The sequence below is a fragment of the Bradyrhizobium sp. USDA 4472 genome (assembly GCF_054058595.1).
This window is the reverse complement of record NZ_JBSSAM010000002.1, coordinates 12,686-35,765: the sequence shown is the minus strand read 5'-3', so window position 1 is coordinate 35,765 and position 23,080 is coordinate 12,686. Positions and strand designations below refer to the sequence as shown.

At 60.3% G+C, this 23,080-nt stretch carries 20 protein-coding genes; 3 read left to right on the top strand and 17 right to left on the bottom strand.

Going from position 1 to position 23,080, the window contains the following annotated elements:
• Positions 1 to 2: 2 nt before the first annotated feature.
• The gene (locus ACVWZ4_RS35680; RefSeq protein WP_456705437.1) at positions 3 to 1,127 is read left to right on the top strand and encodes a mandelate racemase/muconate lactonizing enzyme family protein; all 1,125 of its coding nucleotides are present in this window, start codon (positions 3 to 5) and stop codon (positions 1,125 to 1,127) included.
• Positions 1,128 to 1,519: 392 nt separating this feature from the next.
• On the opposite strand, the gene ACVWZ4_RS35675 is transcribed toward ACVWZ4_RS35680, so the two are convergent.
• The 7 genes from ACVWZ4_RS35675 to ACVWZ4_RS35645 form a co-directional block, all read right to left on the bottom strand.
• Positions 1,520 to 2,803, bottom strand: coding sequence for an ISNCY family transposase (locus ACVWZ4_RS35675; protein WP_456703560.1), 1,284 nt, complete (start codon positions 2,801 to 2,803; stop codon positions 1,520 to 1,522).
• 1,063 nt (positions 2,804 to 3,866) lie between these two features.
• Positions 3,867 to 4,307, bottom strand: a complete 441-nt coding sequence (locus ACVWZ4_RS35670; protein ID WP_456739175.1) for a type II 3-dehydroquinate dehydratase — start codon at positions 4,305 to 4,307, stop codon at positions 3,867 to 3,869.
• Between the two features lie 24 nt (positions 4,308 to 4,331).
• Positions 4,332 to 5,087, bottom strand: a complete 756-nt coding sequence (locus tag ACVWZ4_RS35665) for an amino acid ABC transporter ATP-binding protein (protein ID WP_456739176.1) — start codon at positions 5,085 to 5,087, stop codon at positions 4,332 to 4,334.
• A 12-nt stretch (positions 5,088 to 5,099) separates the two neighbouring features.
• Entirely contained in the window at positions 5,100 to 5,867 is a 768-nt protein-coding gene (locus ACVWZ4_RS35660) for a transporter substrate-binding domain-containing protein (protein WP_456790523.1), read from the bottom strand.
• A gap of 87 nt (positions 5,868 to 5,954) precedes the next feature.
• Positions 5,955 to 6,611: an amino acid ABC transporter permease gene (locus tag ACVWZ4_RS35655; RefSeq protein WP_456739178.1), complete on the bottom strand. Its 657-nt coding sequence runs from the start codon at positions 6,609 to 6,611 to the stop codon at positions 5,955 to 5,957.
• A gap of 23 nt (positions 6,612 to 6,634) precedes the next feature.
• A complete protein-coding gene (locus ACVWZ4_RS35650) occupies positions 6,635 to 7,303 on the bottom strand; it encodes an amino acid ABC transporter permease (RefSeq protein ID WP_456739179.1) in 669 nt (222 codons plus the stop codon).
• Positions 7,304 to 7,410: 107 nt separating this feature from the next.
• Positions 7,411 to 8,043, bottom strand: coding sequence for a hypothetical protein (locus ACVWZ4_RS35645; RefSeq protein ID WP_456763838.1), 633 nt, complete (start codon positions 8,041 to 8,043; stop codon positions 7,411 to 7,413).
• A 119-nt stretch (positions 8,044 to 8,162) separates the two neighbouring features.
• Between ACVWZ4_RS35645 and ACVWZ4_RS35640 the strand changes: the two genes are divergently transcribed.
• On the top strand, positions 8,163 to 8,381 hold the full coding sequence (locus ACVWZ4_RS35640) for a helix-turn-helix domain-containing protein (RefSeq protein WP_456705445.1): 219 nt from the start codon (positions 8,163 to 8,165) through the stop codon (positions 8,379 to 8,381).
• Between the two features lie 474 nt (positions 8,382 to 8,855).
• Here ACVWZ4_RS35640 and ACVWZ4_RS35635 read toward each other — a convergent pair whose 3' ends face one another.
• The 8 genes from ACVWZ4_RS35635 to ACVWZ4_RS35600 form a co-directional block, all read right to left on the bottom strand.
• On the bottom strand, positions 8,856 to 9,857 hold the full coding sequence (locus ACVWZ4_RS35635) for a 4-hydroxyproline epimerase (protein WP_456763839.1): 1,002 nt from the start codon (positions 9,855 to 9,857) through the stop codon (positions 8,856 to 8,858).
• A gap of 149 nt (positions 9,858 to 10,006) precedes the next feature.
• The gene (locus ACVWZ4_RS35630) at positions 10,007 to 11,032 is read right to left on the bottom strand and encodes an aldo/keto reductase (RefSeq protein WP_456790522.1); all 1,026 of its coding nucleotides are present in this window, start codon (positions 11,030 to 11,032) and stop codon (positions 10,007 to 10,009) included.
• Between the two features lie 171 nt (positions 11,033 to 11,203).
• Positions 11,204 to 12,157: an ABC transporter permease gene (locus ACVWZ4_RS35625; RefSeq protein WP_456763840.1), complete on the bottom strand. Its 954-nt coding sequence runs from the start codon at positions 12,155 to 12,157 to the stop codon at positions 11,204 to 11,206.
• A complete protein-coding gene (locus ACVWZ4_RS35620) occupies positions 12,154 to 13,083 on the bottom strand; it encodes an ABC transporter permease (protein WP_456739183.1) in 930 nt (309 codons plus the stop codon). Before ACVWZ4_RS35620 ends, ACVWZ4_RS35625 begins: the two co-directional genes overlap by 4 nt.
• Positions 13,080 to 14,525, bottom strand: coding sequence for a sugar ABC transporter ATP-binding protein (locus ACVWZ4_RS35615; RefSeq protein WP_456739184.1), 1,446 nt, complete (start codon positions 14,523 to 14,525; stop codon positions 13,080 to 13,082). The genes ACVWZ4_RS35620 and ACVWZ4_RS35615 overlap by 4 nt, the downstream gene beginning before the upstream one ends.
• A gap of 10 nt (positions 14,526 to 14,535) precedes the next feature.
• Entirely contained in the window at positions 14,536 to 15,549 is a 1,014-nt protein-coding gene (locus tag ACVWZ4_RS35610; RefSeq protein ID WP_456739185.1) for a substrate-binding domain-containing protein, read from the bottom strand.
• A 170-nt stretch (positions 15,550 to 15,719) separates the two neighbouring features.
• Positions 15,720 to 16,613 carry a sugar phosphate isomerase/epimerase family protein gene (locus ACVWZ4_RS35605; protein WP_456763841.1) on the bottom strand — a complete coding sequence of 298 codons (894 nt, stop codon included), beginning with the start codon at positions 16,611 to 16,613 and terminating at the stop codon, positions 15,720 to 15,722.
• A 231-nt stretch (positions 16,614 to 16,844) separates the two neighbouring features.
• On the bottom strand, positions 16,845 to 17,948 hold the full coding sequence (locus tag ACVWZ4_RS35600) for a S1C family serine protease (protein ID WP_456763842.1): 1,104 nt from the start codon (positions 17,946 to 17,948) through the stop codon (positions 16,845 to 16,847).
• Between the two features lie 2,857 nt (positions 17,949 to 20,805).
• Between ACVWZ4_RS35600 and ACVWZ4_RS35595 the strand changes: the two genes are divergently transcribed.
• Positions 20,806 to 21,537, top strand: a complete 732-nt coding sequence (locus ACVWZ4_RS35595; protein ID WP_456763843.1) for a hypothetical protein — start codon at positions 20,806 to 20,808, stop codon at positions 21,535 to 21,537.
• Positions 21,538 to 21,750: 213 nt separating this feature from the next.
• On the opposite strand, the gene ACVWZ4_RS35590 is transcribed toward ACVWZ4_RS35595, so the two are convergent.
• Both ACVWZ4_RS35590 and ACVWZ4_RS35585 read right to left on the bottom strand, forming a co-directional pair.
• The gene (locus ACVWZ4_RS35590; RefSeq protein ID WP_456705456.1) at positions 21,751 to 22,056 is read right to left on the bottom strand and encodes a hypothetical protein; all 306 of its coding nucleotides are present in this window, start codon (positions 22,054 to 22,056) and stop codon (positions 21,751 to 21,753) included.
• A 499-nt stretch (positions 22,057 to 22,555) separates the two neighbouring features.
• Positions 22,556 to 23,047: a pyridoxamine 5'-phosphate oxidase family protein gene (locus ACVWZ4_RS35585; protein ID WP_456705457.1), complete on the bottom strand. Its 492-nt coding sequence runs from the start codon at positions 23,045 to 23,047 to the stop codon at positions 22,556 to 22,558.
• Between the last annotated feature and the right edge of the window lie 33 nt (positions 23,048 to 23,080).

Here is a 23,080-nt window from a genome sequence, read left to right as displayed (position 1 = left end):
ACATGACTGACAGCTTTACCATCCGTTCGATCGAGGCGTTCTGCTATCGCTATCCGCTCGCAGCGCCGGTGGTGACGTCGTTCGGCAAGATGCTCAACCGTCCCGCCGTCTTCGTTCGCGTCGTCGACGAAGACGGCGTCGAGGGATGGGGGGAAGCCTGGTCCAACTTTCCTGCTCCAGGCGCGGAGCATCGTGCCCGGCTCATCAACGAGGTGCTTGCGCCGGGCCTCCTCAGGCGCAAATTCGGTGGTCCGGCTGAGGTTTTCGAGACCCTCACCAGGGGAACCGAAGTGCTGGCGCTCCAATGCGGTGAGCCGGGCCCGTTCGCGCAGGCGATCTCCGGCATCGATATCGCGCTGTGGGATCTCTCCGCACGGCGGCAACGTTCGCCGCTGTGGCGGATGCTCGGCGGTCAATCGAGCACGATCAAGGTCTATGCCAGCGGCATCAATCCAGGCGGCGCCGCGCAGACGGCGGAAGCCGCGCTCGAGCGCGGCCATCGCGCATTGAAGCTAAAGCTCGGGTTCGGTCTCGAAACCGATCTTGCCAATCTCGGCGCGCTGCGCGCCCTCGTCGGCGCGGGTATGCTCGCCGCCGATGCCAATCAGGCCTGGTCGGTCGGGCAGGCATTGGAGATGCTGCCGCGCCTCGCCGCGTTCGATCTTCGCTGGCTGGAGGAGCCGATCCGCGCCAACCGGCCGTGGGAAGAGTGGTGCAGGCTCGGGGGCGCCGCGAAGATGCCGATTGCCGCGGGCGAGAACATCTCCAGCGTCGAGGGATTCAGGGACGCTCTGGCCAAAGACGTGCTCGGTGTGATTCAACCCGACATCGCGAAATGGGGCGGACTCAGCGTCTGCGCGGGCGTCGCGCGTGATATCCTGAGATCGGGCAAGACATTCTGCCCACATTATCTGGGCGGCGGCATTGGACTGCTTGCCTCGGCGCATCTCCTGGCCGGTGTCGGAGGCGACGGTTGGCTCGAGGTGGATGTCAACGACAATCCATTGCGCAATTTCTATTGCGGCCCGGTTCTTAGCGTCAGGGAAGGCACGGTTGAATTGGATCAGGGGGCGGGGCTCGGAATCGTGCCAGATCTTTCCTCTATTGAGCGCTATCGTAGCGCCTAGAACCAGAACCCATCGCTTATCAGGGCGCGATGCTGGATCCTGCCGAGGTCCCAATGATTTTGCTACATCCATGAGGAAAGAGCGCTCAACTCGATCCAATCTCGGTTAAAGGCGGGGATGGTGTCGATCCCATCAGGCAACGGACGCGCTGGGCAACCGTTCATTGTTACACTTGAGTTTTGTCGGGGCAAGGCAGAAATGACACCCGGCGTGCAAAGTAGAAATGTCACCCGAACTGACAGCAACCGGGGCGCATGGACGTTATTTTTGGCCTGAAGACGCGCCTGCGCTCGTTAGAAATGTCACCAGGAAATCGGTGAGGAGGGCGCGCGGACGCGGAGCTGGCCGGGGTTGCGCAGCGGCCGCGCGACCGGATGGTACGCCCTGGAAGGTCAGGTTGGCTTGAACATGTGCCGCTCGGCCTGGCCTCGACGGCGTGGCGCCTTGGCTGAGCGCGACATGTCCAGCTGCTTCTGCTGCTCGGCAATGTAGGCCAAGACCTCGCCCAGCCGCTTGTTCTCGACGATCGCCGCCTGATTGACCTTCTGCAGCTTGTCGAACGTTCGGTAGGGCAAATCCCGCCCGTTGTGCCGGATCGCCAGATGGCCATCCGGATAGTCGATGATCGTGACGCGCTGGCGGGCAAGCCGCCGCGTGACCTCGTTGTTCTCGAGCATGAACAGGATCTTGTCGTACTGAATCGTCAGATTGTTCGTCAGCGTGCGCTCTTCCTTCCAGGCAAAGACGTCGCTCAGCGGCGCCAGGTCCTCACCGGGGCGATGGGCATCCTGGTCCGACTTCGCAGTCTTGCCAAAGCGAGCATTGTAGCTCGCCATAAACGCCGGCAGGAACGCGTTGCCGGCCGCGATCGTCGAGATCCCGGCAAGCCGCATCTCCTTCACCAGACGATCCTGCAGCGTTCCGAATGAGCGCTCCACCCGACCTTTGGCCTGAGGGGAGTTGGCACAGATGATATCGATGTTGAGTTCGCTCAGAGCGCGGCCGAATTGCGTCATCCCGTTGCCACCGGCCGCCTCGCGATGGTTGACCCGGAAGATCGAGTGCTTGTCCGAGTAAAACGCAACCGGGCGGCCATAACGCTCCACATAGACCCTGGTCTCGCGCAGATAATCCAGCGTCGATTCCGAAGGTACGAACGCCGCATGCAGAATCTGGCTGGTCGCATCGTCGATATAGGCCAGCAGCGAGCACTCCGGGCCACGTCCTTCGAACCAGTAATGCTTCGAACCGTCGATCTGGATCAGCTCACCAGTCCGTTCACGCCGGTTGCGCGGCTGATGCACCGAGGGCAGGCGGCGCTTCCGATCAATCCATAGCCCGTCCGCCAACATCCACTTGCGCAGCGTCTCCCGCGACACCAGGCAGGCGTGGTTCTCTTTGAGCTTCTCTGCCGCCAGCGTCGGGCCGAAATCCGCATAACGCGCCTTCACCAGCGACATCGTCAGCTCGCGCACCTGCGCCGGCATCCGGTTGTTGCTGGGCTTGCCACGACGCTTGGAGGCCAAGCTTGCCGCTCCATGCTCGCGGAGCGAACGGAGCAGCCGGAACACCTGTCGCCGTTGCAACTGAAGCACCGTGGCGGCTTCTGACACCCGCAATCGCCCGGCTTGTACCTCCATCAAAATATTGAGCCGCGAAAACTCCTTGTCGCTCATAGACACCACCACGATTGCCGTCCCCCGCAACTGCATTCCAACCGCGGAGTGCCATCTCAACTTTGCGGAGGGGTGTCATCTCTATATTGCGCTTACAAGTTTGATTCGCATAATACTCATTATGGAATATCCGAAGTGAGATGCGTTGTCAAAAGCCCGTCTGAGCCTTAGCACGTCAACCGTCTCAATCTATCCCGCAGCTTGCATCACGAGCAAGAGCTGCGCCCGCGTCATTTCCGGTTTCTTGAAGCGTTCGCGCATACGCCGAATGGCTGCAACAGCGCGAGCTTCGTCAAGTGCGATAGTATCTGCAATGCGGCTTGCGCCTTGGCCGCCGCAGCAAAACGTGGTGATCGTTGGGATCGGGCAGACCCGCGGCAACCGGCAAGAAGTTATCGAAATCTGTAACCATGGCGTCTTCAAAGGCAGCTTCCATGCTGGCGCGCGCGAAATCTGCGCGCCGGGGCATCGGCGAAGGCCCCTGCCGGACAAAATTTCCTCGATAGCTGTTTCGGTCTCATCCAGGACGGGGCTCGACCAGCGGAGACGAAAAATTCCACCTCGGCCAGGAGCGAAGCACGTTCCTTTTGAGCGCGCTTGAAAGCGAGCACGCATCGACGAATGCGGTGAAGCGGTTTGCAAACAAGCGTACAGGTGCTCCGCGTCCTGCTCGGCGAGATTCGCAAGCGCTTTGCCCCGCTTCTCATCACGCGTGCGCTAAAGTTCCTGACCACCGTTGGACTTACGGGCGCGATCAGCTGCGGAAGACTACGAACACCCCGCGCCCCTACCCGTCTGAGGTCGCGAGAACCGGCTAGGAGACACCCGCAGGAGGGTCAGCATAGTGCGCCGACGCGTAGCATCGGGACCCGGGAGCGAGTGCAGTCGCGCGACCGGTTAAGGCGGCACCCGAGCTCGGGGGTTGCGAAGCGATCACCCAGCGGAATGCGCGCGGGTGTGCAGGGCCCAAGCTGCTGGCCCATGTTCTGTTTGTCAAGTACGCTCTGCACCTGCCGGTTCAGGTCAACGCGAGGCATCGATCTCCCGATTTCGCTGGCGCCGGTCAAGCCGGGGCCAAGAATCGAGCCATAGCATCGATGGCGAGCTCGTATCCGTTTGCTCCAAAGCCAATCAGGATGCCAGTCGCGGTGCGCGAGATAAGGGAGTTGTGGTAGGTGCTCTCCCGTGCATGAACGTTCGAGATATGCAGCTCGATCTTGGGACCGCGGAACATCTTCAGCGCGTCCAGCAGCGCGATTGACGTGAAGGTGTAGCCGGCCGGATTGACGATGATACCTGCGGCCTCTTGGCGCGCCTGATGCACGCTTTCAACCAGTTCGCCCTCGAAATTGGTCTGACGGAAGTCGATGTCATAGCCAAGCGGCCTGGCGCGGGCAATGCAACGGTCGCGAATTTCGGCGAGCGTGGTTCGCCCGTAGATCTCGGGTTCGCGCTGGCCAAGGAGGTTGAGGTTAGGTCCGTTCAGAAGGAAGATTTTCTTCATGTTTTTCCTTTTTTTAGGTTGCTTCTAATCGACGAGAAGCTGGCCGAGAAACGCCTGCGTCCGCTTGTGTGTGGGCGCCGAAAAGAACTGTTCCGGAGATGCCTCTTCGACGATTTCACCGTCGGCCATGAAGACCACTCGGTCCGCCACCGCCCGTGCGAAGCCCATTTCGTGGGTGACGCAGACCATGGTCATGCCGTCAGCGGCAAGGCTGATCATAGTGTCGAGCACCTCCTTGACCATTTCCGGGTCCAGCGCCGAAGTCGGCTCGTCGAACAGCATGATCTTTGGATTCATGCATAGCGCGCGGGCGATCGCTACGCGCTGCTGCTGGCCGCCGGACAACTGAGCTGGGTACTTCTGTGCGTGCTCGCCGATCTTGACGAGAGCGAGTAGGCGTCTCGCTGTTGCCCGCGCTTCTTCCAGAGATACGCCCCGGACCTTCAACGGCGCGAGCATGCAGTTTTCGAGCACGGTCATGTGCGGAAAGAGATTGAATTGCTGGAACACCATGCCGACTTCCATCCGCACCGCGTCGATATTCTTACCTCCTGCCGTCAGATCTATACCATCGACGACAATCATGCCGCTCTGCACGGTCTCCAACTGGTTGATGCAACGCACGAGCGTCGATTTTCCGGAACCGGACGGTCCGCACAGCACGATGCGCTCGCCGTTACCGACTGTGAGATTGATGTTCTTCAGCGCGTGAAATCCGCCAAAGTACTTGTTGACGCCATCCATGACGATGGCGGTTTGGGAATCGACTGTGGGCGGCATGGAGCGTCCTGCTTATTGCACGGTAAAGGGAACGCCCTCGATCTTGGTCGGGAATTCGGGCAGCGGCTGGTCGATCCACTTCTTATTGATCGCAGCCAGTTCACCGCTGGCCCGGATTTCGTCGATCAGGGTGTTTAGCCAGACGTTCAGATTGCTCTGGCCGGGTTTGGTCGCAATACCCATCCACTGCTCGTTGAAGACCAGCTTCTGCTCGAATTCATTATTGGGGAATATCTTGTTGATGTTGATCATGTAGGTGGTATTTGCTCCGATGGCCTGTACCTGCCCGGCAATTAGGGCCTGGATGACAGCCGAGTCATCGTCGAAGCGGCGAATGTCTGCGGACTTGGGCAGACCGTTGGTAATGGCAATATCCTGGGCCCCGCCGCGCACGACACCGATTCGAAGAGCGGCTGCGTCTTCGAGCTTCGTGATCATCTGGCCCTTCCTGGCAAGCAGGATGATCTTCATTCCGGCATAAGGCTCGGTGAACTGCACCACTTTGGCGCGCTCCGGATACATGCCCATGATCGCAAGCATCATATCGACCTTACCGGTCATGACTTGCGCGATACGCGCGGCAACGGTCGTCCCGACGAACTCCGCCTTGACGCCTATCTTTTTGGCGATCAGCTCGCCGACCTCCACATCATAGCCCGCAGGCTTGCCCGACGCATCGAGGAAGCCCCACGGCGGCAACTCCGACAACACACCGATCCTGACTATGCCACGCTGCTTGATTTCCGCGATCGTCTGAGCGCCTACCATCTGTGGGGACATGGCTGCAAATCCGAGCGCTAAGCCACAAACAATCACGCGACGATGAAAATATTTCGATATCACATTTCCTCCTTGGTGCATTTTGGCTTATTGGCTTCTTACTGGCGAGAGGCGACGTTCGATAAGTCGTCCCAGCTGCGATAGCGGCCAGCAGACGATGAAATAGATCAGGCCGACAATCGTGAAAATTAGCAGCGGCCGGTACGTGATGTTGGAGAGCAGCGTTCCGGTCCGGGATAGCTCGGTGAAACCGATGATCGCCGCCAGCGACGTGCCCTTGATAAGCTGAACCAGGAAGCCGATGGTTGCCGGCAGCGAAATCTTTAGGGCTTGCGGCAGGATGATGTAGCGCATCCGGAACCCATAATGGATGCCGAGAGCCTTGGCGGCTTCGGTCTGGCCGCGCGGGATTGATTCGATCGATCCGCGCCAGATCTCGCCCAGAACGGCGCTCGCGTGAAGCATGAATGCAATCGACACCGCAATCCAGGGGCTCACCGAGATGTTGAGCAGCCCTATACCGTAGTAGACGATGAACAATTGCAGTAGCAGTGGAGTGCCGCGGAACATCTCGATGAACGCGGCGGCAAACCGCTCCAGCTGCCTCAAACCGCAGGTCCGGCATAACGCCACGGCGAGTCCACCGAGGGCTCCAAACAGGAAACCGACTGCCGACAAGGCCAGCGTCCACAGGGTACCGACCAGCAGCAGATGAAACTGTGCGGGCCCAAGTGAGGTGATCATGGCTGGACTCGCATGCGTACCTCTTACCCTGCCGGATATGCAAAACAGATGCGCCGGATCAGCGTAGACAACTTGGACAGCCCAAAGGACATCCCAAGGTAGAGCCCGGCGATCGTGAAGTAGATCTCGAAGCTGCGGAAGGTCACGGCCTCGAGCTCCGCACCGACGTGCGTCAGCTCGGCCGCGGTAATGGACGAGGCGATACTCGATGTCAGCATCAGAAAGATGAACTGGCTGGTCATCGCCGGATACACGGTGCGCAGCGCAGGTTTGAGAACGACATGGCGGAAGATCTGCGTCGGCCTGAGACCGAGGGCGAGCCCCGCCTCGATCTGGCCGCGCGACACCGCCTCGACGCCGGCGCGCAGGATCTCTATCGTATAAGCGGCGCCGTTCAGGCTGAGCGCGATGATCGCCGCGACATTTGGATCGAGCCGCACGCCGATGCTGGGTAGTCCGAAGTAGAGAAAGAAGATCTGCACGAGAAACGGCGTGTTGCGCACGATCTCGACGAATGCTCCGATGAGCCAGGTGCTGATCGTCTCCCGCATCTGCAGCATGAGCACGGCTGCGACGGCAATCGCGAGCGTGACCGGCATCGCGAGCAGCGACAGTTGCAGCGTCAACAGGCAGCCCTTCAGCAGTTCGCGCCAATGCGCGACGACAGCAGTGAAATCGAAGGCGTATGCCACGCGTCCTCCCGGTAATAGGCCAGGGTCCCCCCATGGCGCGCGCTATTGATGAACGACTCACAGGATATCGCCGGCGTTCTCGCGGAAACGCCAGTCTTCTGGTTCGTCTAATCGCAATTGTGTATGGAGTGCTCCAACTCTCGATTTCGCGGGGCGCATTCTTCCTCGCTTCGAAAGTTGTGGGAAACGAGACGATGGATAGGATTACCGTATCGCGGAGGCTCGCTGTTGACCCGCAGCAGTGTCAGTTCGCCATCGCAGCCGCCGATCATGGGAGTATCCGGCAAGCTGCCGAGTTGCGGTCGGTTCAACATTCGATCCTTAACCGATCTATTCGTCGGTTTGAGCACAGGATTCGCGTCACCGTATTCATTGCGCAAAGGCTCGGTTGCGATACTGCAGACTGTTTCGATTAGCAGACGTACCGCTCGTCCTTCCCAAGTGATTTGATCGATCGGTGCTTCCCAGTACTTCGGTACAACATAGGCCAAATGGCGGGCCTTAACGGCCAAGCCTGCTATCGTGTGTGCCGGGGTCTCCATGATCGCTCGTTCGATAGGATCGAGGCAGGCCAGTAGTGCTTCATCCTCCATCGTGGAGTAGCCGTCGGAAAGCTCAAGATTCCCATCCTGGCGTTCGAGTTCTGCTGCGATCTCGATGAATTGCCTCTCAAGCCCCAAAAGAGCTGCGTCTGACGAGGTGTCACAATTCGGGCAATGGCTCCCAAGACGCTCGGCCATCAAATTAAACTCCAATACACGAAAAACGTCGGCTCTAAACGGTTACCGTTGAAATTCGCGGATGTCAACGCTTTTCGTGGCTGGTAGACGCAAAACGTGTCTCATGAAATGGCGGTTGGATGACCCCCGATCAATCTCGGGCAGCGCGTGGACTGCTCGACTGGTCTCAGGCCGAATTGGCTGCTCGGTCCAATTTGAGCGAGAGCACCATTCGTGACTTCGAAAAAGGCCGCAGGATCCCTTCCATAAATAACTTAGCCGCGGTCAGACGTGCTTTAGAGGCGGCAGGGGTTGAATTTATCGACGGCAACCACCCCGGAGTTCGACTCACGCGCTAGACTAACGACGTTCGACGACCGGCTTACTTAATTATAAGAGAGCCATGACTGGAGATGACTGAAGGGCGTCACACCGTGTCATCCCTGAGGCGCGCCCCCTGTCCAGGAACGCAACGATCGCCCGATGTCGGCAGTGTGCACTAGCTGCGGCCTGTCTCGCGTCTGAAGAAGAGCAAGTTCATCTTGCGCGTTTTATGTAGGTTGACAGCGCATAATCTCGGACGCTGAGCTTGAGGGGCTATCGCAAGGGCGCCAGGCCGCGCGAAGGGAGCAATCTCAATGATCGATTGTATCAACACCCCCTGTTGGTCAACATGCGCTCGATCTTGATGTCCAGCGTCGGCGGCTATCGAAGGCGGGCCTCAAGATGTGATTTCGGCGCGGCGTCACTCTGCTCGTTGATTTCAGTTTTGAGAGGTCCGACGACTTTCTGACGAGTTCGTGAGGATGGGAGCCGGATCCTAGCTCAGACGTTCACCTGACGACGAAGCCGTAAGCGTAGGGATCGCGATCGTCGATGAAGATCGTATTGAAGCCGGTCATGCGAGCCCAGCCGGAAACCGAGGGCACGATCGCGTCTCGGTGCCCCACCCTGGCAGCGGCCTCGACCCGTCCCCTGAACAGCGAGCCGATGATCGATTCATGTACGAATTGATCGCCGACCTGTAGCCGGCCTTTGGCGGCGAGCTGCGCCATGCGCGCTGAGGTGCCGGTGCCGCATGGTGAGCGGTCGATCGCCTTCTCGCCATAGAAGACGGCGTTGCGCCCATGCGCCTCCAGTTTCGTCGGCCTCCCCGTCCACTGTATATGGCTGAGACCGTTGATCTCGGGATGCTCGGGATGGACGAACTCATACTTCTCGTTCAGCGCTGCACGCAGACGCGACGACCACCCCACCAGCTCATCGGCGGTATGGTCGGCCATGTCGCGAAAAGATTTTTGCGGTTCGACGATGGCGTAGAAATTACCGCCATAGGCGACGTCGACGACGATTTCACCAAGACCATTGACCTCGGCCGTCAGACCCTCCGCGTAAAGAAAACCTGGAACGTTGGTGAGGCGCACCTCCTCCACAAAACGGCCTTCCTGTCGGTAGGTGATATCGACCTTGCCGGCCGGTACGTCGATCGACAGCTTTTCTGGTTCGCGTGGCGTGATCAGGCCATTCTCGATGCCCATCGTGATGGTTCCGATGGTGCCGTGGCCGCACATCGGCAGACAGCCGGATGTTTCGATGAACAGCACTGCCACATCGCAATCAGGACGTGTCGGTGGATAGAGGATGGAGCCCGACATCATGTCGTGGCCGCGCGGCTCGAACATCAGGCCGGTGCGGATCCAATCATAGTCACGCTGGAAGTGGGCGCGCTTTTCAAGCATGGTCGCGCCCTCCAGATGCGGCCCCCCGCCGCAAACGAGACGCACTGGATTGCCGCAGGTATGCCCATCGATGCAGGAAAATGTGTGGGTGGCCATGGTCAGAGTCTCCGAAGCGAGCCTAGCGGACGCTGAAGGGAAGAGGGTCCGCCATTCCGGTGCCGACGATCAGCACGTTAGCCGCCAGCGACAGTTCTTCAAGCGACGACGAACCCACCATGTGCCTCAGCGATTCGATATCGACCGCTCTACCCCGGAACAGGCGCTTCTGTGTCCAGCAGGCGCGCGGCCTTTAGATCGCTCCAGAGTGCGGCTGGCACGGAGGCGGTCAGCGCTGCTACGTTGCGCTCGACCTCCTGCGCATCATGCGCCCCGAGCACTACGCTCGCGACAGCGGGATGACCAAGCGCGAAATGTAGAGCGGCCGTCGGCAGCGGTACTCCATGAGCTGCGCAGATACACTGGATTTCGACGACCTTCAAAAGGACGTGCGGTGGCGCATCCTGATAGTTGTACTTGGCGCCCTTGATGGCGCCCGTCGCCAGAATCCCCGAATTGAACACTCCGCCGAGCAGAACCGCAATGCCCTGCTTCAGCGCCAGCGGCATGAACTCCTCGAGTGCCGGCTGCTCCAGCAGCGAATAGCGTCCGGCAAGCAGCATCACGTCGAAGGACCCGGCTTGCGCAAAGCGCACGCACATTTCGGCTTCATTGACCCCGATCCCGATGCCCGCGACCACGCGTTCGGAACGAAGCTTGTCGAGCGCTACATAGGCCCCGGACATCGCCTCGCGAAAGCGGTCTTCGATCGCGTTCTGTCCGTGGGTCCACACATCGACATCATGGATCAGCAACAGGTCGATACGGTCGGTGCCAAGGCGCAAGAGCGATTGCTCGACCGAGCGCATGGTACCGTCGTACGAATAATCAACGACAGCCCGGTGCGGCTGTCCGCCTACAAATCCAGACCGAGTCTCCGGCTGGTGAAAGGGATCCATCCAGCGACCGGTCTTGGTGCAAAGCACCACATTGTTGCGTGGCACACGTCGGAGCGCCGTTCCACAGCGATGTTCCGACAGGCCATTGCCGTAGTGAGGCGATGTATCGAGCAAATTGATGCCGAGCTCGAACGCGCGGCTTGCGGCAGCAATCGCAGTCTGGTCGTCGAGCTCAAGAAAGAGGTCGCCCAGTGGCGCGGTTCCGAATCCGAGGATGGAAGCCTCAAGTCCGGTTCGGCCAAGGGTGCGACGCGGTAAAGCCGATTGCGAAGCCATGATTGATCCGCCCTTCTCCGCGGTCTCAATGACGCGCTGGTCTCGTAAGTGGTCATGCGCAGCCTATGTATTTGCCGCGACGTGTCAACGCGAAGGAAGAGCCTCCCCTGCGCAAAGCACCTCCCGTAACCAAGCGCACGAGCTTTAACCTCGGCGCCCGGGAAGATGAGCTCACGCTCGCCTCGGATTCTCGCTGCCCGCGACCGCAATCACGGCTATGATAATCAACCCGGTCATGACCAAGCGCACGCCGGGGCTCGCTCCGAAGATGTTGAGCATCGTGACCAGAAGATACATGAACAGCGCGGCGCCCCAGATGCCGGGAACATTGCCGCGGCCGCCCGCGACCGACGTTCCGCCGATCACGACAACGGCGATCGACGCCAGCAGGAAATCGTCTCCCATGTTCAGCGCAGCGCCGCCTGAAAACCCCGATTGCAAGATGCCGCAGAGACCGGCGAGCATTGCACTGAGCACGTAGGTCGCAAAGCGCGTGCGACGGACGTTGAGACCAGCGAGCCATGCGGCCCGCTCGTTCTGCCCGATCGCAGCAACCGTCCGGCCATAGATCGTGTGTTTGAGTGTCAGGCCGATGATCACCGCCAGAGCGGCTACCGCAATCGCCGCGAACGGGACGCCGAAGGCCCGGGCCGTCGCGAAGTCCGCCAGAGGTGCCGGCGGCTTGATGCGAAGGCCTCGTCCGATGGAGATCGCCGTCGATAGCACGAGAAAGCTCGAGGAGAGCGTAGCGATGATCGGTGGAATGCGAAGCAGCCGGATCAGGCCGTAATTTGCCACTCCGACCAAGAAGCTGGCGCCCATCGCGGCTGCGGTCCCGACCAGGATGAGCGCGCTCTCGGAGTCCATCAGTTTCATCGCGATAACGCCCGACAGGGTCATCGTCGCCGGAATGGACAAATCGACGTTTCCAGGTCCCGTGGTGATCACCATCATCTGGCCGAGCCCGACGATGACCGTGAACGTCGCGAAGGCGAGCGCCGAGGAGAGAATTTCGCCACCGCCGCGTCCTCCGGCGAATACGACAGCCAAGAGCCAGACCAGACCGGCCGCAAGGAAGGAGCCAACCCAAGGTTGACCGACGAGCCGGCTTAGAAGGCCTTTCATGAGCTTTTCTCCCGGCTGCCCGCGAGTGCTCGCAGCGCCAGCACGATGATAAGAACCGCGCCTTGCGCTCCAATCTGCCAGTCGGGTGAGATCCGCAGGAAGATCAGGAAGGCGCCCGCCAGCGCCAGCGTGAGGGCGCCGGCCACGGCACCAATGGGATTGATCCGGCCTCCAATGAACTCGCCACCGCCGAGAATGACGCCGGCAATCGAATACAGCGTATATCGGTCGGCGACATGGGCATCTGCCGAAGTCGTGAGGCCGAGTAGCGCCAATCCGGCCAGCAACCCAAACAAGCCGGCGAGCATGTACATGACGACTTTGGTGCCTAGCATCGACCAGCCGGCTCGGGCGAGCGCCTTTGGATTGCCCCCGGCGCCGCGCGCGACCACGCCAAAGCTTGTAGTCATGAGCGCAAGGTGAACGACGAGTCCAATCGCAACCGCCGCAAGGATCGGAAATGGGACATATGGCGTCTGCACCGTCATTATCGTCTTCAATACGGCGGGTGCCTTACCGCCCGGCGAGGGCAGCATCGTGACAGCAATTCCAAGCCAAACGAAGGAGAGCCCCAACGTCACCACAATCGAAGGCAGATTCCGCACATGGATCAGCGCACCGACTACGCCGTACGCCAGCACGCAGGCCATGAGCGCCGAGGCACCCCAAACGGGGTTGGAATTGAGCACCGTCGCGGCAATAACGCCGACCAGGCCCACGAACGGACCGATGGAGAGGTCCAGATCGTTCACGGTGATGATGAACATCTGCGCGATCGTTGCGAGAGCAATCGGAACGGCATATTGCAGCATAAGGTTCAGGCCGAAATAGCTCATAGTCCGCGGCTGCACGTAGAAGGTGGCCGCGAGCACGATTGCAAGCGTTAGGAACGGCAAGGCCGCGCGGAGCAAACGTGGGTTTTTCATGTCCCGCTCTCCGCAAAGGAGGCTCGCAGGACGCGTTGCTCGGAGAAATCGGCAGCCTCGATGGAATCGGAGATCTTTCCATTCCAGAAGACGTAGACCTTGTCACAATGCGTAAGCTCATCGAGCTCTGTCGTGTACCACAGGAAGCTGCGGCCCGAGGCGGCCTCGGCGCGGATCATGGCGTAGACTTCCAGCTTGGTGCCGATATCGACGCCGCGCATGGGGTCATCCATCAGGATGATCCTGGCGTCCGAGGCGAGCGCCCGGGCGAAAAGGACCTTCTGTTGATTCCCTCCGGACAGGGTCAGAATATTCCTGCCCATGTCGGAGGTCCGAATGCCGATGCGCTCGCGCCAGGCGTGCGCCAGCTTCGCCTCGGCAGCCACGTTGATGAAGCCGCGCTGAATGAGAGAACGCAGCGAAGCGACCGTGACGTTCTCGGCGATGGACCAAAGGTGGAACACGCCTTCACTCTGTCGGTCGCCGGCAACGAAGGCCACCGGCCGGTCGATATCGGCCTGGCCCGCGAAAATCTGCAACAGCAGCCTGGTCTGGCCATGCCCGGCAAGGCCGGCAAGCCCTACGATCTCGCCCTCGCGGACGACGAGCTCGCCGCCACCATCACGCTGCGGGCTTGCACGCACCACCACGGCAGAATCAGCTTTAGGGGATTGCCGCCGATCTCCGCTCGCCTCCACCTCCTTGAGGTCCGAGCCCATTGCGGCCATCAGCGATGAGCGATCGAAGGCAGGGGCCGGACGCGCCGCAACTTGCTTGCCGTCCTTCATCACGACGATGCGGTCGGAGGTCGCAAGCACCTCACCGAGGATGTGCGAGATCAGAATAATTGCGGTACCGCGCGCCGTTTCCTTCCGGATGTAAGACAGCAACTGGCCGGCGGCGACCGCATCAAGCGAGGAGGTCGGCTCGTCCAGGATCACCAGTCGTAGCGGCGCCCTCGTGACCGTGAAAGCGCGCGCGATCTCGACCATCTGGCGCTGGCCGATCGGCAGATGCGCGATCTCGTCGTCGGGAGCGATGCGGTGTCCGGGAAAAATCTCGTCGAGCTTCGCACAAATCAGCGCGCGTGCGCGCCCTTTCCAGCCAAAGCCCCGCAGCGATGCGTGCGTGATGCGGGCATTCTCTGCGACTGAAAGATTGGGGCAGAGCGACAGCTCCTGGAATACGCAGCGAATGCCCGCCGCTTGCGAGGCGGCGGCCGACCATTGCGCTTTTGGCTCCGCGCCTCCTACGGTCAACCTGCCGGCGTCAGGCAGCAGTGCGCCGGCCAACACATGCATCAGGGTGGATTTACCAGCGCCGTTGTGGCCGACCAGTCCCAGGCATTCGCCGACGGCGACCACGAGATCGACGCCCGCCAGCGCACGAACGGCGCCGAACGATTTTTCGACGCCGTCCAGTCTAATGGCTTCAGTGCTCAAGGATCAGATCTTACTTGCTCGCTCCGGCGACGACCTTCGCGGCGTCATCGGCTGTGTACTCGACATTGGCGACACCGCCCTTCTCCGTCGTGGCCAGCGACTTCTCAAGGTCTGCTTGGTCGATCTGAAGGAAAGGTACCGTCAAGTCCTTCGGCACTTGCTTGCCGTCGAGGATCATCTGCGCGACCCAGAACGCGAGAGTCGAGACCCCCGGCGCAATCGAAACGGACATCGTCTCGTATCCGTTCTTGTCCTTTTGTTCTTTCCACCATTGCAGTTCGTCCTGGCGATTGCCCATGACGATGAGTGGGGTCGGTCGTCCGGCCGCAGCAAACGCTTGCGCCGCCCCATAACCGTCGCCGCCTTGCGTGACGACCGCCTTGATCTCAGGAAGTGAAGGCAGAATGCCCGCGACCTCCTTCTGCGCCACTTCCTGCGCCCAGTTGCCATGCACCGATCCGACGATCTTGTACTGCGGATTGGCTTTGACACCGTCCTCGATGCCGGAGTGAATGGCATCATCCACGAACACGCCGGCAAGACCGCGAATTTCGAGCAGGTTGCCCCCCGCCGGCATCTTCTTGGTCAAGTAATCGACCTCGACGCGCCCCATCTTCTTGAAATCGACCGCGACACGCCAAGCGCATGGCTCGGTTACAATGCCATCAAACGACACCACCGTGATCCCTGCGTCACAGGCCTGCTTGATGACGCCGTTCAGCGCGTCGGGAGAGGCGGCATTCACGACGATCGCGTTGTAGCCCTGTAGAATGAGGTTCTGGATCTGGGCTGCCTGCTCGGTGACCTGGTTCTCCGAAGTCGTGTAAGCGTCGGCGGCTGCCACGATGCCGGAGGCAACGGCGGGCTTCGTCACCTTGTCCCAGCTCTTCAACATCGCCTGACGCCACGAATTGCCGGCGTAGTTGTTCGAGAGCGCGATCTTCTTGTCCTTGGTGTCGGCCACTGCGGCGCTGGCGGCGACCAGCAGACCCACAGAAACAATGCCAAAAAGTGTCTTCCTCATGCGCTGCTCCCATATTGTATCCGGCCCTCGTTCTTTATGCCGAGTGGGGCACACGCTAACATAATTTATCGAGCTGACAATCTCGACCCGCTATATCCGGCTGAGGTGAACACCTCACGGGCGAGCGTCGTTCCAGCGGCATCGCGAACTGCAGGCAGCTACCGCTGCCTTCACGGCCTTTGCGCCGCGCGAACGAGCTCTGCCTTCCGCCGTGCCGTCTCCAAACCGAGCGCAATGAACCGACGAGCATGACGCGCCAGCTCCATGTTGTCGGTCCACAGATTGCGCCAGATGGCGGCTTTCCTGGATAAATTCTCGTCGACGATCTCGGAGGAGAACGATTCGAAACTGAGATCGTCCTTGTAGCCGATCGCCGTGAGCGCGTCGAAAACTGCAGCGAAATCGATGTTGCCGGTGCCGAGGAAGCCACGATGGCTCTCGCCGATATGGACGTAGCCGATCTTGTTCGCGGCACGGCGGATGGCGAGCCCGATATCGGCCTCCTCCAGGTTCATATGGAAGGTATCGAGATGAAGGAAGATGTTGTCAGAGCCGCTGTCCTCAATAAAGGCTAGCCCTTGTGCGCTGGTGTTGAGCAGATTGCTTTCGAAGCGATTCACGATTTCCAGATTGAGTGTGACACCGGCCGCCTTGGCTCTTTCCGCGGCCTCGGCAAGCGTCGCCGCGCTGCGATTCCACTGATCACGGGTGGACGCCGTGGTCTGCAGTCCATGAGCGGATGAGAGGATGCCGCCGAGCTTCCGGCCACCGAGATCTCGCGTCAGCGCTATGGTTCTGTTCAGGATTTCAATGCCGCGTGCGGCGATCGCGCTGTCGGCGCTGGAAATATCACCTTCAGCCGGCAGACCGATGCTGATCACCACGCCGAGGTCCAACTCAGCAATGCGCCCGGCGAGCCTGTCGATATCGACATTGGCGGGATCGAGATAGGAGAACTCGATGAGGTCAAAGCCGGCCTCCTTGGTGTTGGCCAAAGTCCGTTCGAGGTCGGTTTGCGCCGAACTGGCCGACCAGACGAAAGAGTGGATTCCAATGCGCGACATGATCATCTCCGGTGCCTGGAAATTGAGTGCAGCCGCAGCGAAGCGACCGCAGCGACGTTTAGAGCAGCTCTAGCGGGCTGCCGTCCAGTCGTTGCAGTCCTTCAGGTTCTCGGCAGTGATCAGTTTCGGGTCGAGCAGCACGACCGGCTCGCTGCTTTTGCCCGCGAGCACGTCGGCAGTCATCCGCAGCGCCGGCGGCGATAAGCGCTAATCCGGGAGCTGGACATTCCGTTATCGCTGGGCCAGCCGTGAGATGTCCGCGACGGTCACCTTGACCGTGCGGGTTTGTCCAGCACGGTCGATGGTCAGCTCCAACTCCTTGCCGATCCCCATATCATCAAGAATCGAGGTCAATTCCTCCATGCTGTGGACCGGCTTCCCGTTGGCCTCGGTTATGATGTCCCTGATTACCCCCTCCTCGCTCACACCTTCAATTCCCGCCTGCGCGGCGGGAGAACCGGGCAGAGTGCGCAAAATGATCACTCCGTCGATCCCGAGGCTTGTGGCCTCATCTTGCTTGGCAGCGACGATACCGATACCCGCCAACGGCACGTGACCATTGCGGATCAACTCGGCCGCGACGCGGTTGACGATATCTACCGGAATGGCGAATCCAATTCCGGCAGAAGCGCCGGAACCAGAAAGAATGGCGCTGTTCACCCCGATCAGCCGTCCGGCGCTGTCGAGCAACGGGCCACCGGAATTCCCCGGATTGATCGGCGCGTCAGTCTGAATCATCCCTTTGACCTCGCGCGCAGTGACCGATGGCAGCTTTCGGCCAAGCGCACTCACGATGCCGGAGGTCAAAGTCTGGTCGAGACCGTAAGGGTTGCCGATTGCGAACGTGCTTTGCCCGACCTGCAGGTCAGCCGAACGGCCAACAGCAATGGGACGCAACGCCGATCTTGGCCGCTCCAACTGAAGAACGGCGAGGTCGTAATTTGGAGCGGCACCCACAACATGCGCGCCGACAAACTCGCCCGACGTCAGCCGAACTCCGATCTGGCCCGTGCCACTGATGACGTGATTGTTGGTAATCACGTGTCCGGCGACATCCCATATGATGCCGGAGCCAGATTGCACGACGCTGTCCTGATCGTCGGAAAACATCGTTGTGCTCGGCTTTCCGCGGGCGAATACGTGCACCACGGATGGAGATACTTCCCTGAAGAGACGAATCGTCGCCTGCTCGTTTCTAGCGAGGTCGGCCCGAGGCGTGACAGTGCGAGGAGCGGAGGCAGAAAACCATAGTGCTGACAGGTAGGGCTGTAACACCCAGAGGGTGGCCAATACCAGCACCCAGGCGATGACCACGCGCAGGAAACGAATAGGCACCCGTATGCCTCCTTGCCGGCACCTCAATCACAGGAGCGCCCAATCGTTCCGAGTGGTCGTTCAGACGCCCGGGGCCGAAGCTGCACGCCCGGGGCCTCTCCCCCCCAATACTGCACCCGCTGTGCCATGCTGGAGCGCAAGCAACACACCCCCCTCAGCCTCGGTGGATATATGCGCTACTTCCGCCTTCCGGAGCGTCTTGGAAGCTGGCGAGCCACACTATGCGGGCCGATCGTCGAGGCCACGGAATTACCGTCCCTCGTTTTCGCCCGCACTCGCGACGATCGGCGTGCCCTCCGATAGGAACACTTCTTTTCTCCCCGATTTCTGCCTCTAGGAGAACTGCACATGACTTATCCCAACGACAACAGACCCGCGAACCAGTATCGACGGAACAACCGAGGAGGCTGGGTGGTTTTGGCCATCTGTGTGGTCCTCATCATTGCTGCTGGCGTCTACTACTCAGGCCGGCACAATACGACCGCGTCCAACCAATCCACTTCGCCGACAACGACAACTACCGGATCGAACACAGGAAATCCAGCAGCGCCCAAGAAATAGCGAACCTGAGCAAGCAGGTCGGTAAGCCGGTCGAGTCACCAAAAAAGCTACGCCCTGCGTCATCCGAACTGGCTGAAGAGCTGGAGTTGGCCGATGATGCTGCCGGTGTCGGCGCGAGAGGCAGAAGTGCGTTAACGGTTCCGTCCGCATCACATCAAGCTGCGGCCTCGGCTTTGCCTCGCGGTCCGTACGTCTGGGTGCGCCAAAACACTTGATCTCCATGAGGCCGCCCACTCCAACGATCGTTCGCGAGAACCGGCGTCCGATGGGGACATCGTGCGGGAGTATGGCAGCTTCGACGATCCCGAATGGTAGGGTGGATATGAATGGGAGCCCCAGGCCACTGATCACATCGAGAATGGCTTTCGCAAGAAGGTCGCGCCTGCCCCTACCCGGCCTGAGTTGGTGAAAGACGGCCTGGAGCCATGCTTTCTTTTCGGTCCAAGCGGTCACGACTATCGCGTCGAGATTAGCCCAGTCGCTGTCGCAACTATCCAGCGATTACCCCAACGCACGATAGAGTCGATTCGTCCGATGCCAGGGACCACGTCGCCCTGTGCCGCCATTCGAATCCCATCGGGCCCTTCGAGTACGGCCGTTCCGCCGCGAACCTCGAGGACTGCCCAACCCGCAATGGTCGCTGGTCTTGTTTCGGGGACCGACAGGAGCGGCCCCGCAGGCGCGAGCGAGCCAGTCACAGACACGTCCGCGTCGAGAGACGGAGAAGCCAGGCTTGAAGCTTCCGCCGATTGCGTTCCACTCGACGGTTTAGCCAGGGGTTTCTGAACAATGCCAGCGATGACTGTGGAGGGCTGACCTAAAGCAGGCGGCGTCCGCGAGGCTGATATTGCGGCCGATGCAAACTTTCGGGCGCTTTCAGCCTTACTGACTGACTTTACGTCCGGCATGCGGCGCGAACCCGTTTCCATCTGGGCAATTGGCTTGAGAGCTGAGATAGCTGCAGGACCATACCAAGCAGCAGCCCAACCCAGTCCAAAGCCCCCCGCCAAGGCTGCCAGGACGAGCCAACTAGTGGGTATCGAATGACTGCTTGGCGCCAAAAGCGCGAGGACCTCATCTCGAGTAGAGGTCGAGAAATCAAGGTGGTCGAGAGTGACGGGCCGCGTCGCGACCTCGCCGCTGCCGTGATCCGCGACGGTCACGATCCTTTCCAAGGTATTCGCATGGTGCAATTGCATGCTCGGGTCCCTTGCGGTCCCCAATGATCATGCCGGAAACTAAACCAACCCTTAACAGACGGCGCACTCGGCACGTGCAAGAGAGCAGTCGCTCGCGAAGGGCTGCCAGGGGATAAGACCGGCCCGCGTGCTGGGCAGCGACCAAAGGGCAGAAGGGGACTACCACGGCTGCGAGATCGCAGAGCGCGGGGATTGCCACCTGCAGCTTTGCCGACCAGACTTGCGGAGCGAAACCGATCCGAAAGACAAGCGAAAGCAGCGGAGTGCGACAACGGTCCAGCGTCGCCTACGAGCCGCTCCGGCGAGAAGGATTGGCACCAGGACGAGCCGTATCCCCACGGCGAGCCGTCGAATGAGAGCGCTTCGGCGGAGCCAGTTGTCGCGAGCTCGCAGAGCGTTCAGGTGATGACCGAGCTTGCCACTTCGACATGGTTGGGAAGCTCGCGGCAGATCGCGTTACCTCCACCTCATTGTCCAGTGCGCAACCGAAGCATTGGAGCAACAGTCTCACAGCCCTTTGAACAGTGCGCGATTCTTAATTTGCGTCGTGTGCGCGATTCAGGCCTGCTCTCTGGCGAAGCAGATAGTGGCACGGGGGACGCCGAGAATGATCGTACGGGTGGCTATTGTTGCGTTGTTGCTGATCCCGCTGGGGTCCGAAGCCTTCGCTTCGCGTCACTACAGGCCCGCGGGGCGCATCTCGTGCAGCGAGGTCAGATACTACGTCGCGAAATATTCGGCACAAGTGGCTGAGATGTACGCCCGTTCTCACGGCGCTACTGACGCACAGATCGATCGAGCGCGACGTTGCTTGGCCTCAAACGAGACTGCCGAAACTGAGCGAGCGCGCGCTTATACCGATTGAAGTCGTAGATCGGCTCTCCAACGGCGTGATGTGTGGCCTCCGGCAGCAGCTCGTCGCCATGACCGTTCGACTGTCCTTTGCAACCGCGAGCTGCTGGCTCGTCCTTGCATTCGGAGCCGGATCTCGTGGCACGAGCACAATGAATCCATGACGCCGCCAGATTTGAGCCGCATAGGTGCCCAGGTCTGCCCGAATGGTCATGGCGGGCGGGGCGCAACACCGGGAGTTTTCGATGTCCGGTTATTTGCGATTGTACTTCGTCAGTTTCGTTCTTATTGAAGCTCTTTCGACCGCGCCTGCGTCGTCCAATCCTCTTGCGGATCTCTTCAATACTACTGAACCCGCACCCGCGGTGACCTCTCCTCCACAAGCGGAATGCGTGGGACGCCCCGGCAACTCGACCCCCGACGGCCAGCATTGGGTCTATCGAGTGGACGGGCATCGCAAATGCTGGTTCCTGACCGAGGGTATCGCGAAGGTGAAGAAGGCCGTTCGTCGGCGCGTGACCAAAGAGAGTATCGCCAGTTTGGACGAGAGCGGGACCGCGCGGCCCAGGCAGAACGGAATCCTTGATGCGCGCGCGGAGTTGCTGCGCTCAATGTCGGTCGCGCAGACTCATCCGGAAGTCAACGTTGCCGATGCTGGATCCGATGTCAGTGCGACCACCGCTCTGCCGTCGGCGACCATCATCGCCGAGCACAGCCCCCGGCCCACGCTCTCGGTGTCGAGCCAAGATCAAGTCGATGTTGAGCAACTTCTCGCGGCCGCGCCGGCCAACGACACACTGACTTCGTCCGGACCGCCGACTATGCCGATCGACGTGCTTATGCCCACCGCAGAGGCCCGTAACGAGGCGCCGAGCCGGACGGCAACTTGGCTGGGCGTACTACTGATGATGCTGGGAATGCTCTCCATCTTGAGTTCGAGCCGCTCGCTTCGGCACGCGGTCAGATTGCACTTCTGAGGCGCACTGCACCGGGGTGGGATCACCGTTGCGCCATGCAGGCGGCGAGACCTCGAGCCGAACAAATGTATAGCTAGGACGAGGTTGAGGCTTTGAGACCGCGATCGGCGTGCCGCAGTGTTTTCGACGCGCAGCGTCGAACGAAAATCCTGGCGGTGGGGCAACACCGTCAGAAACCTTCCACACGCCAGCGGCAGCCACTCGCAATCGCGGTTAGTGGTCGTCTCGGTCTAGCTCTCGCAACAGTCGATGAAGGAAGTCGCTGGCGTGGTTATATTGTGCGCCGCCGTCCAGGATCTGATGAGCGAGTGGTGACACTATGTTGCCAACAGCCTCAGGGCCAATCAGCTCGGTCCGCGATGACCACAACTCCAACAGCCCGTCGGGGATGTGTTCGCTCGATCCGAACAGCTTGAGGAGCCGGCCTTCAGCCACACCGTTATGATCATGGTGGGCCTTGGCCGCATAAAAAGCGAACAACCCTCGAAAGGCTTCACGGGAAACCGAAGGCCTTGCCATCGCAATGTCCCCCAGAAATTTTGCAAAGGTATTTCCGAAATCTGGAACTGAACTGAGCCTATTCTCTCGAAATCCTCACACGAAGACTCTATTTACAACATACCGGGAAAAAATGGCAATCCCTTAATCCATGTTAGAGGGGCTCACTGCCCGTGGACGTATCGCAACCGGCTTTGTTCATTTTCTATGAGCTTAACCGAACCTGCCGCTCAGGTCGCGGAGACACTATGGGCCCGAAGCCGGGCTCGCTCTCCACGCGGGCGTGCCTCTCGTGGCAGTATCACGACTTTATACTCTGAGGGGCCCCTCGGCCTTGAGAGCTTTCCGCACCCGCTTTTGTGGTCGCCACGAGCCCTCTTCCGCCAGAAATGCGAAGACGATGGACAACCACCATCAGCGCCAGCACGAAGCCGCCGACGGCGTCGCGTCATATCCCGGAAGCTACCCAACAATCGGGACGAGATTTTAGGAAGTCGAATTCACTGGCCCTGCGGCCTTCTTACATCTTGACCGTCACTTTACGGTTTTCGCCGAGATTCGGCTGCTGGCCGGTCAACCTGGCCTTGGCAAGCTCAAATGCCACCACGGCGGAGCTCGCCGGCCCGTCCCACAATTCTGCGGTGACAGGCTCTACGCGCAACAAACATACGTCAGGATCGTCGGGGCCGCCGGGCCACCATACCTCGTCGGTCCTGCGCCACACCACCTTGGTCCTTTCGGCATCGCGCACAACCGAGGCGCGGCCGGTGATCGATAGATAGACGTTGCTGCTGGAATTGATGAAGACGAGACCGACGTCAGGCGCAGCTTCGATTTCATCCTCCTTGGGACTATGAATGTCCGTAACGAAGAAGATCACACCGGCATCGCGGTCGGGTCTCGCTTCTAGCGGTCGCGCGCGTAGCCCGCCGCCGAATTGCGTGGTCAGCATGCACACACCGACCGTTCCGATGATGTCCCAGACCCGGTCGATAGGATCTTTCTTGCTCATGACAGGAACCAAACTGCGTGGACCCGAACCGGC